Below are 9162 nucleotides of genomic sequence, written 5' to 3' on the forward strand. Positions count from 1 at the left end.
CCATTAGACGCCGCGGCCATGAGCAAGGACAAACCCGCCAAGATTGCGACGCCGCAGCCGGTGCGCGGCACCCAGGACATGCTGGGCGATTTCGCCGACCGCTTCCAGCATGTGGTCGACACCTTCGACCGGGTGCGCCGCCTCTATGGCTTCAAGCGGGTCGAGGTGCCGGTGATCGAGCCGACCGCGGTCTTCGCGCGCTCGCTGGGCGAGACCACCGACGTGGTGTCGAAGGAGATGTATTCGTTCGAGGACCGCGGCGGCGAATCGATCACGCTGCGCCCCGAATTTACTGCGGGAATCGCGCGCGCCTATATTTCGAACGGCTGGCAGCAGTTCGCGCCGCTGAAAGTCGCGACGCACGGCCCGCTGTTCCGCTACGAGCGCCCGCAGAAGGGCCGTTATCGCCAGTTCCACCAGCTCGACGCCGAGGTGCTCGGCAGCGACAGCCCGCTCGCCGATGCCGAACTGCTCGTGCTCGCCGACCAGCTTCTGAAGGAACTGGGGATCACCGAAGGCGTGACGCTGGCGCTCAACACGCTGGGCGATGCGGCGAGCCGCGACGGCTGGCGTGCGGCGCTGGTCGATCATTTCATGAGCCATCGCGGCGACCTGTCGGAAGACAGTCTCGCGCGGCTCGACAAGAATCCGCTCCGCATCCTCGACAGCAAGGATCCGAAGGATCGCCCGATCGCCGACAGCGCGCCCGACATCGACGCGTTTCTGACGAGCGAAGCGCAGGACTTCTTCGGCGCGGTAACCGCCGGGCTCGATGCCGCGGGCGTCGCGTGGGAGCGCAACGCGCGTCTGGTGCGCGGGCTCGACTATTATCGCCACACGGCGTTCGAATTCGTCACCGACCGGCTGGGCGCGCAGGGCACCGTGATCGGCGGCGGGCGCTATGACGGGCTGATCGAAACGCTCGGCGGTCCGGCAACGGCGGCGGTCGGCTGGGCCGGCGGGATCGAGCGACTGGCGATGCTGCTCGCCGACGATGTCATCGACAACCGGCTCGATGCGGTGATCGCGGTCGAGGACGACAGTCAGCTCATGCTTGCGATGAAGGCGCTGGCGGCGCTGCGAACCGGCGGCTTCGCGACCGAAATCGTCGCGAGCGGATCTCCGCGCAAGCGCTTCGACAAGGCGGCGAAGATTCCCGCGCACGCGCTGATTTCGGTCGGCGCGCGCGATGGAGCGGCGCATGTCAACGTCCGCGGTGAAGGCGATCGTGCGAAGGCGATCGAGGCGCTCGTCCGCGCGCTCTGATGGCCCAGGTTTCCGAAAAGCAGATCGACGCCATTATCGAGCGTCATGCCGCATTGCAGGCGCGGATGGCGACGGGCGATATGGCGCCGGCCGATTTCGTCGCGGCGTCGAAGGAATTCGCCGAGCTTGAACCCGTCGCCAGGGCCGCGGCCGAGGTGACACGGCTTCGCGGCGAACTCGTGTCGCTGAACGAGATGCTCGCCGATCCAGAGATGAAGGCCATGGCGGCAGAGGAAATCGGCGCGGTTGAGGAGGCTTTGCCCGCCGCCGAGCATGATCTGGCGATCAAGCTGCTGCCCAAGGACGTCGCCGACGAGCGCGCCGCGATGCTCGAAATCCGTGCCGGCACCGGCGGCGACGAGGCCGCGCTGTTCGCGGGCGATCTGCTGCGCATGTACAGCCGCTATGCCGATGGTCAGGGCTGGAAGGTCGAAGTCATCTCGGCGAACGAAACCGAGGTTGGCGGCTACAAGGAAGTCGTCGCGTCGGTCAGCGGGCAGGGCGTGTTCGCAAAGCTCAAGTTCGAAAGCGGCGTCCACCGCGTCCAGCGCGTGCCCGTGACCGAAAGCGGCGGGCGCATCCACACCAGCGCCGCGACGGTTGCGGTGCTGCCCGAGGCCGAGGAAGTCGACGTCGCGATCAACGACAACGACCTCAAGATCGATATCTACCGCGCGAGCGGAGCGGGCGGCCAGCACGTCAACACGACCGATTCGGCGATCCGCATCACACACATTCCCTCGGGCCTTGTCGTGATTCAGCAGGATCAGCGCAGCCAGCACAAGAACCGCGCCAAGGCGATGCAGGTGCTCCGCGCGCGACTCTATGATCTGGAGCGCGAAAAGATCCACAGCGCCGAGGCGTCGGCGCGCAAGTCGATGGTCGGATCGGGCGACCGCTCCGAACGCATCCGTACCTATAATTTCCCGCAGGGGCGCGTGACCGACCACCGCATCAACCTGACGCTCCACCGCCTGCCCGAAATATTGGAAGGCCAGATGGACGAGCTGATCGACGCGCTGATCGCCGAAGATCAGGCGCAGCGGCTGGCGGGACTGGGTGACTGACGTCCGCGCCGCGCTGCGCGAGGCGGCGCAGCGGCTGGAGGGCGTATCCGACACGCCGCGGCTCGATGCCGAATTGCTGATGGCCCATGCGCTGGAAGTGGAGCGGCCGGCATTGCTGCTCGATCCGGCGCGCTTCGAGATCCCTGCCGATTTCTCCGGGCTGCTGGAACGACGACTCAAGCATGAGCCTGTCGCCTATATCGTCGGCTATCGCGATTTCTGGACGATCCGGCTGAAGGTCGGGCCCGGTGCGCTGATCCCCCGGCCCGACAGCGAGACGTTGATCGAGGCGGCGCTTTCGTGGATCGATGCCAAGGATGCGCCATTGCGGCTGCTCGACCTTGGGACGGGACCGGGAACGTTGCTTCTTGCGCTGCTATCAGAGCTTCCGGAGGCCGTTGGGCTGGGCGTCGATGCGTCGCAGGCGGCGCTGGCCTTGGCCGGCGAAAATGCCCGGGCGCTGGGATTGGCAGATCGCGCGGTCTTTTGCGAAGGCGATTGGGCAGCGCAGGTCGCGGGCGATTTCGATCTCATTCTCTGCAATCCGCCCTATATCGCCGACTGCGAGCAGCTGATGCCCGATGTCGCCGACTTCGAGCCGGCCGGTGCGCTGTTCGCGGGAGCCGACGGTCTCGCCGATTATCGCCGGATTATTCCCGATTTACGGCGGCTTCTGGCCCCCGGAGGGGTGGCCGTCCTTGAAATCGGGCACCGGCAACGCATATCGGTAACCGGGCTCGCCGAAGCGGCGGGATTTGCCGTCACCTGCAAGCAGGATCTCGGCGGCCGCGACAGGGCGCTTTTGCTGACCCGCGCCTGATGTCCCCGCACAAGAATTTGCTTGGTTTCCGCCACAAAGCGCTGTAGGGGCGGGCTCACAGACCCGGCACGATACCTTCACTGGTCCGGCCGATCTGCTTCCCACTTACGATGCTGGTGCGGGGTCATGAGCCCGGTGCAAGCGGTAAAGGGCAAGAACCGCGCAAGTGGCGCGGGCGCGACGCGCACATTTGGCGCAGTCGGCCAAAACGGGGTTGGCGTAGCTTATTAGCTTATCAGGATGTCTCAGTTGAACATGAACAACCGGCAGAGCGGTCGCCGTCGCGGCCGCAACAATAACAGCAACAACAATAATAACCGCTCGCAGTCCGGTGGACGCGGCGGTGCCGATCAGGCCAATCGTATCGATAGCCGGGCACGCGGTAACGCGGCCCAGATGATCGAAAAATACCGGAACCTTGCGCGCGACGCGCAGCTTTCGGGCGATCGGGTCCAGACCGAATATTATCTGCAGTTCGCCGACCATTATTTCCGCGTGCTGAGCGATTTCCGCATTCGCCAGGAAGAAAAGGCGGCGGCGAACGGCCAGGAACGCAGCCACGACCGCCACCGCGAGATCCGCGGGGTCGAGGATTTCGACGGCCATGACGACAGCGATTTCGAGAGCGAAGCTCCGGAACGTAGCGAGAGCGAGGGCGAAGTCGCCCGCGACAATGGTCGCGACCGCCGCGACCGTGACGACGACGCCAATCGCGGCAATCGTCCGGCGCGTGAGCGTGGCAACACCCGCCGCGACCGTGACGAGAATCGCGGCAATCGCGCTGACGTCGACGCTGGTGACGGCGCGGACGAAGGCAGCGAGAGCGAAGCTACCCAGGAAGCGGCGCCCGCGCCGCGCGCCAACCGCCGCGGTCCGCGCCGTGCGCGTGCCGCAGACGCCGATGAAGGCAATGGCGGCATCGACACCGCGGTGCTGCCGCCGGCGATCGGCCGTCCCGAACCGGCTGCCGAGGCAGAGGCTGGCGACGCCGACGAGGCACCCGCGCCCAAGCCGCGCCGGACCCGCCGCACACTGGCGACGCGCGACACGGGCGTCGAAGCGGCCGAATAGGGCTCCAGATAAACCCGCGATTTCGCGCTGGTTTTTGTGAAGAACATGCCATAGCCTCCCCCGGACATCGGTCCGGGGGAGGTTTTTCATGCGTGCTTTGAATGGCGCCTGCTTGCTGACGCTGGCGCTTTGCGCCGGCCCTGCCGCCGCGCAGGACGCGGTTCTTGGCAACGCGCAGGGCGATGTTGCGGTCACCATCTATAACAATGGCCAGTCGCTGGTGCAGGACGACCGCCAATTGGCGGTCACGCGCGGCCGCAACCGTATCGAGTTTCCCGACGTGTCGGCGCGTATCCGGCCCGAGACGGTGACCCTGTCGGGCCCCGGGATCGGCATCGTCGAACAGAATTTCGACTTCGACCTGCTCACCCCCGACAAGCTGATGGACAAGGCGGTCGGTCAGCAGGTGACGCTGATCCGCACCAATCCCGCGACCGGGGTCGAACGCAGCGAGCGCGCGAAGGTGCTCGCCGCGAACGGCGGCATCGTCCTCCAGATCGGCGACCGGATCGAAGTGCTGCGCGACGACGGGCTGCCGGTCCGTACCGTGTTCGACCGCCTGCCGCCCAATCTTCGCGCGCGCCCGACGCTGTCGGTGACGGTCGATGCGACCGACGCGGGGACGGTTCCGGCACGGCTTTCCTATCTGACGCCGAATCTGGGCTGGACCGCCGATTATGTAGCGCTGTTCGACGCCGCGAAGGGCGCGATGGATATTCAGGGCTGGGTGACGCTGACCAACAGCACCGGCACGACCTTCAACAACGCGCGCACGCTTCTGGTCGCAGGCAATCCGAACAGCGGCGGCAGCGGGTTCCGCCAGCTCGCCGGAACGATGGATTCGGCGGGGACCGAGAGCAGCAATCGCGAACGGCTCGGCGACTATTATCTCTACCCGCTCACCGAACGCACGACGATCGCCAATGCGCAGCAGAAGCAGGTGAGCTTCCTCGACGTGAAGGGCGCGCCCGCGCGCTCGACCTATGAATTCGTCAACCGTTGGCTCGGCAGCAGCACCGATCCGGTGAGCACCGCCAGCGTACTGCGCTTCTCGACCTCGAAACAGGGCGGTCTCGGCGACCAGCTGCCCGCCGGCACGATCCGCGCCTATATGCGCGATGCGCGTGGCGACCCGCAGTTCATTGGCGAAAATCGCATCGACCACACCCCGATGGGGTCGGCGATGTCGCTGCGCACCGGCGATGCGTTCGACGTGAAGGTCCAGACCACTGTCGTCTCGCGCACGCGCAAGGGCGATTCGCGCTGGGTGACGAAGATGAAATATGTCGTCACCAACGCGCGGCCCGACACGGTGACCGTACTCGTCGCGCAGGACGGCCTGTATGGCGACGTCCGGATCAGCGACGAAAGCCTTAAGGGCGAACGCGTCTCGGCCGACCGCGTCGAATGGCAGGTGCCGGTGAAGGCCAATGGCAAGACCGAGCTGACCGCAACCTTCGACACGCGCTATTAAGGGAACGACGATGGCGCGGGCCTGGCCCCTGCTGATCTATGCGGCGGCGCTGATGGCGCCGGTGTCGGCGCTCGCGCAGACGGGCGCGCAGACGGGCGCCCGGACGGGCGAGCGGCCGGTCGTCGTCTCGTCGCAGATCGCGAATGTCGCGGTCACGGTCTATCGCGCACCGAATCGCGGCGGCGGCGGGATCGATCCCAATTGGCCGCAGGGCTTCGCCTTCGTCACCGAAACGCGGAAGGTCACGCTGCCCGCCGGCGTGTCGGTGCTGCGGTTCGAGGGTGTCGCCGAAGGACTGCTCCCCGAAACCGCTGTGCTGAGCGGGCTTCCCGACGGGGTGATCGAAAAGAATCGCGACGCGCGGTTGCTCTCGCCGGCCGGGCTCGTCGACGCCTATCTCAAGCGCAGCGTGACCTTGCGCCGCACCGACCGTGCAACGGGCAAGGTCGTCGAACAGGAAGCTTTGATTCAGGCGGGGCCGACCGGCGGCGTGATCGTGCAGACCGCGAACGGCTATGAGGCGCTCGGCTGCGCCGGGCTTCCCGAACGGATGCTCTATCCGCGGGTGCCGAAGGATCTGTCGGCGAAGCCGACGCTGTCGGTGCTCGTCGAAAGCAAGGCCGCGCGCACGGTGACGGTGCAGCTTCTCTATCTCGCCGAGGGGTTCGACTGGGCCGCCAACTATGTCGCCGACCGCGCCGGTGACGGAAAGACGCTGGGGCTGACCGGCTGGATCACTGTCGGCAACGGCGGGGTGACGAGCTTTCCGAACGCGCAGATGAACGTGATCGCGGGTCGGCTGAACAAGATGTACAGTCCGCCGCTGCCGCGCAGTACGCCGGGGCCACTGATCTTGCGATGCTGGCCGATGGATATCACGAGCACGCATCCGCGCTGGGAGCTGCCGCCGATCATCGAATATGAAGATGAAACGGTGCAGGATTCGATGCAGGAGGTTGCCGTATTCGCGAACCGGCGCGACCGGCGCGCATACGCGTCGCTGCCCCCGCCACCTGCGCCGCCACCCCCACCCGTCGTGGCCCCACCGCCCCCGCCCGAAGATCTCGGCGATCTCAAATTCTATCGCATCCCGTTCCGCGTCGATGTGTCGGCGAAGGGGCAAAAGCAGGTCGCGCTGCTCGCGAGCGACAAGGTCGCGGTCGAACAGCTTTATGCGGGGACGGTCTATCAAAGCTATGGCGGCGGACCGATCCCGCTGATGACCCGGCTGCGCGTCCAGAATCGCGAATCGGAGGGACTCGGCTTCGCGCTGCCCGCCGGAATGGCGACGGTGTTCGAAGAGGTCGGCGGTCGCCGCCTGCTCGTCGGCGAGGCGAAGATCGGCGACAAGGCAAAGGACGAACGCGTCGACTATGACATCGGCCCCAGCCCGGCGGTGCAGGCGCAGACCGTCGTGCAGATCGATCCGGAGAACAAGGACCGCCGCCTGTGGCAAGTGACGCTGACGAATGCGCGGCCGTTCGACGCCGAGGTCGAAATGCTGATCCCCCAGCGAATCGATCCCGAGCCCGAGGGCTGGGAACGGCGCGGCGATTCGTGGGTCTGGCGCGTCCGCGTCCCCGCGAACGACCAGATCGTTCAGACCTTCCGGGTCAAGTGACCGGCGGCAACGGCCGCGGGCGATGATTCGCGTCGAGCGCGACGAAAGTGAAAACGCCCTCGGTCACGCGCGCCTCGGTCCTTCCGCCGTCGCGCGTCGCGACGACTTCGAGCCGAATCGCGAGCGAGGTGCGGCCGCGCCGCTCGATATGCGCGTAGATAGAGATGATGTCGCGGAGCAGGATCGGCGCGATGAACTCCATCGATTCGATGGCGACCGTCGCGACGGCGCCCTGCGCCTCGCGCCCGGCGACGATGCCGCCCGCGATGTCCATCTGGCTCAATACCCAGCCGCCGAAGATATGGCCGTTGGCGTTGATGTCGGCGGGGCGGGGGACGACGCGCAGGATCGGGTCGCGCGGGCAGTCCGCTACATTATCGGTCATGATTCATATCCGGGTCGTTTTCGAACGGGTCTTCGATCGATTCGTCATGGCCGCTGCCGCTCGACAGGAAGACGAGCCCCATCAGCGCGGCGCCGAGCATGACTGACAGGCCGACCCCCGCCGCGGTCGCGATGACCATGTGGATCGAGAACTGGTCGCCGAGCGTGTAGCGCAGCCACGCGAGCGCGATGATCACGGCGGCAAGCGAAACGAGCGCCATACCGCGCATCAGCCGGCGATAGCGTGCCCATGCGATTTCCGACGTCGTGCGGTCGTCGAGCGGCGAGGGTTTGACCATGCGCGCTTCCATGAACCAACCCGTCGCGGAGGCCAAGCTGCAAAGCCCGCCCTTTCGGCTTTGCTGCGAATCATGATAGGCTTGCCGGGCAACAGAGAAGACGAGAAGGGAGCGGCACCTATGACGATCGGAGCGATTCTTCGGGAACGGACGGGCGCAGTCATTGCGGCGCGGCCGGGCGATTCGGTGCGTGCGGTGATCGACCTTCTGGCCCAGCATCGCATCGGCGCGGTGCCGGTCGTCGAGAATGACGTGATCGTCGGCATTTTTTCGGAACGTGATCTCGTCCGGCTGATGTCCTCCTATGGTCCCGAGGCGCTCGACCGCAGCCTTGACGAGGTGATGACGAAATCACCGGTGACCTGCGATTCGAACATGGCGGTCATCGGCGCGCTGTCACAAATGACGCAAAAGCGGATCCGCCACCTGCCGGTCGTCGATGGTGGTCAGCTTGTCGGATTCGTATCGATCGGCGACCTCGTCAAATATCGCATCGACCGGATCGAGGCCGAAGCGGCGGCGATGCGCGATTATATAGCGTCGTAATTATCCTGCGATGTAAGGCGTGGTCAGGCCGGGGGCGTCTCCGCCAACGGTTGACGGCGAATCACGACGCGAATCACTTCGTTCAGCGCCTCGCGCTCGAGGAACCAGAGCAACGCCCCGTAAAGAAGCGCACCAAGGCCGACGAGCAGAGCGAGGCGAATCGGTGCAGCCCAGCCAAGCAAGGCGAGGGCTTCGCCGGCGAAGCCGACCGCGATCGCCATCACCAGCGCTGGCACGAGTCCCGGCAGCGTCGCCTTCACGATATCCCACAGCGACACGCCGATCAGCGGTGCCGAAAGCCGGGCGGTCAGCATCAGAAGCAAAGGCGCTGCAATCAGCCAGCCCCATGCGAGGCCGACCAGCCCCCATTGCGCCCCGATCAGGAAGGTCGTCGGAAAGATGACCGCGCCGCCGAGTGCCGCGAACATCGAGACTGACGGCTTGCCGAGCGCGTTGGTCACCGGAGCGAAGAGAATCTGCACCGTCATCAGGATCAGCGCGAGCGCGAGCAGCTGGATATAGGGAACCATCCCCAGCCACTTCAGCCCGAACAAGGTCTCGACCATCGGCGCCGCGACGACGGCGAGCCCACAATAGAAGGGCGCCGCGACCAG

The 9162-nt window shown here is 66.1% G+C and carries 10 protein-coding genes (1 of these 10 cut by a window edge); 7 read left to right on the top strand and 3 right to left on the bottom strand.

Translation table 11 applies throughout. From position 1 onward, the window contains the following. The first annotated feature begins 18 nt into the window (after nucleotides 1–18). The 6 genes from hisS (at nucleotide 19) to ACQY80_RS09185 (ending at nucleotide 7319) form a co-directional block, all read left to right on the top strand. The gene (gene hisS, locus ACQY80_RS09160) at nucleotides 19–1266 is read left to right on the top strand and encodes a histidine--tRNA ligase (protein WP_428678404.1); all 1248 of its coding nucleotides are present in this window, start codon (nucleotides 19–21) and stop codon (nucleotides 1264–1266) included. After that, nucleotides 1266–2333 carry a peptide chain release factor 1 gene (gene prfA / locus ACQY80_RS09165; protein WP_428678407.1) on the top strand — a complete coding sequence of 356 codons (1068 nt, stop codon included), beginning with the start codon at nucleotides 1266–1268 and terminating at the stop codon, nucleotides 2331–2333. The genes hisS and prfA overlap by 1 nt, the downstream gene beginning before the upstream one ends. Next, nucleotides 2326–3153 carry a peptide chain release factor N(5)-glutamine methyltransferase gene (prmC, locus tag ACQY80_RS09170; RefSeq protein ID WP_428678410.1) on the top strand — a complete coding sequence of 276 codons (828 nt, stop codon included), beginning with the start codon at nucleotides 2326–2328 and terminating at the stop codon, nucleotides 3151–3153. The genes prfA and prmC overlap by 8 nt, the downstream gene beginning before the upstream one ends. Nucleotides 3154–3393: 240 nt before the next feature. Beyond that, a complete protein-coding gene (locus ACQY80_RS09175) occupies nucleotides 3394–4224 on the top strand; it encodes a DUF4167 domain-containing protein (RefSeq protein WP_428678413.1) in 831 nt (276 codons plus the stop codon). Nucleotides 4225–4312: 88 nt separating this feature from the next. Beyond that, nucleotides 4313–5698 carry a DUF4139 domain-containing protein gene (locus ACQY80_RS09180; RefSeq protein WP_428678415.1) on the top strand — a complete coding sequence of 462 codons (1386 nt, stop codon included), beginning with the start codon at nucleotides 4313–4315 and terminating at the stop codon, nucleotides 5696–5698. A 10-nt stretch (nucleotides 5699–5708) separates the two neighbouring features. After that, nucleotides 5709–7319, top strand: a complete 1611-nt coding sequence (locus tag ACQY80_RS09185) for a DUF4139 domain-containing protein (RefSeq protein WP_428678417.1) — start codon at nucleotides 5709–5711, stop codon at nucleotides 7317–7319. Here the strand turns inward: ACQY80_RS09185 and ACQY80_RS09190 are convergent. Both ACQY80_RS09190 and ACQY80_RS09195 read right to left on the bottom strand, forming a co-directional pair. Beyond that, entirely contained in the window at nucleotides 7312–7704 is a 393-nt protein-coding gene (locus ACQY80_RS09190) for an acyl-CoA thioesterase (RefSeq protein ID WP_428678419.1), read from the bottom strand. The genes ACQY80_RS09185 and ACQY80_RS09190 overlap by 8 nt on opposite strands. Continuing rightward, the gene (locus ACQY80_RS09195; protein ID WP_428678420.1) at nucleotides 7694–8002 is read right to left on the bottom strand and encodes a hypothetical protein; all 309 of its coding nucleotides are present in this window, start codon (nucleotides 8000–8002) and stop codon (nucleotides 7694–7696) included. Before ACQY80_RS09195 ends, ACQY80_RS09190 begins: the two co-directional genes overlap by 11 nt. A 120-nt stretch (nucleotides 8003–8122) precedes the next feature. Here ACQY80_RS09195 and ACQY80_RS09200 point away from each other — a divergent pair, with 120 nt between their 5' ends. Further along, nucleotides 8123–8548: a CBS domain-containing protein gene (locus ACQY80_RS09200; RefSeq protein WP_428678422.1), complete on the top strand. Its 426-nt coding sequence runs from the start codon at nucleotides 8123–8125 to the stop codon at nucleotides 8546–8548. Nucleotides 8549–8571: 23 nt separating this feature from the next. Here ACQY80_RS09200 and ACQY80_RS09205 read toward each other — a convergent pair whose 3' ends face one another. Continuing rightward, nucleotides 8572–9162: the final stretch of a lipopolysaccharide biosynthesis protein gene (locus ACQY80_RS09205; RefSeq protein ID WP_428678424.1), read on the bottom strand. Its footprint extends 930 nt past the window's final position; only the last 591 of its 1521 coding nucleotides appear in the window; its start codon lies beyond the right edge, outside the window; it ends in the stop codon at nucleotides 8572–8574.

This window comes from Sphingopyxis sp., assembly GCF_965279755.1.
GTDB lineage: Bacteria > Pseudomonadota > Alphaproteobacteria > Sphingomonadales > Sphingomonadaceae > Sphingopyxis.

What these genes read in the sequence shown, in the direction of transcription:
- ACQY80_RS09190 (WP_428678419.1), bottom strand. Translation starts at nt 7,704, where the DNA reads ATGACCGATAATGTAGCGGACTGCCCGCGCGACCCGATCCTGCGCGTC.
- ACQY80_RS09200 (WP_428678422.1), top strand. Translation starts at nt 8,123, where the DNA reads ATGACGATCGGAGCGATTCTTCGGGAACGGACGGGCGCAGTCATTGCG.
- ACQY80_RS09195 (WP_428678420.1), bottom strand. Translation starts at nt 8,002, where the DNA reads ATGGTCAAACCCTCGCCGCTCGACGACCGCACGACGTCGGAAATCGCA.
- hisS (WP_428678404.1), top strand. Translation starts at nt 19, where the DNA reads ATGAGCAAGGACAAACCCGCCAAGATTGCGACGCCGCAGCCGGTGCGC.
- ACQY80_RS09175 (WP_428678413.1), top strand. Translation starts at nt 3,394, where the DNA reads ATGTCTCAGTTGAACATGAACAACCGGCAGAGCGGTCGCCGTCGCGGC.
- ACQY80_RS09185 (WP_428678417.1), top strand. Translation starts at nt 5,709, where the DNA reads ATGGCGCGGGCCTGGCCCCTGCTGATCTATGCGGCGGCGCTGATGGCG.
- ACQY80_RS09180 (WP_428678415.1), top strand. Translation starts at nt 4,313, where the DNA reads ATGCGTGCTTTGAATGGCGCCTGCTTGCTGACGCTGGCGCTTTGCGCC.
- prfA (WP_428678407.1), top strand. Translation starts at nt 1,266, where the DNA reads ATGGCCCAGGTTTCCGAAAAGCAGATCGACGCCATTATCGAGCGTCAT.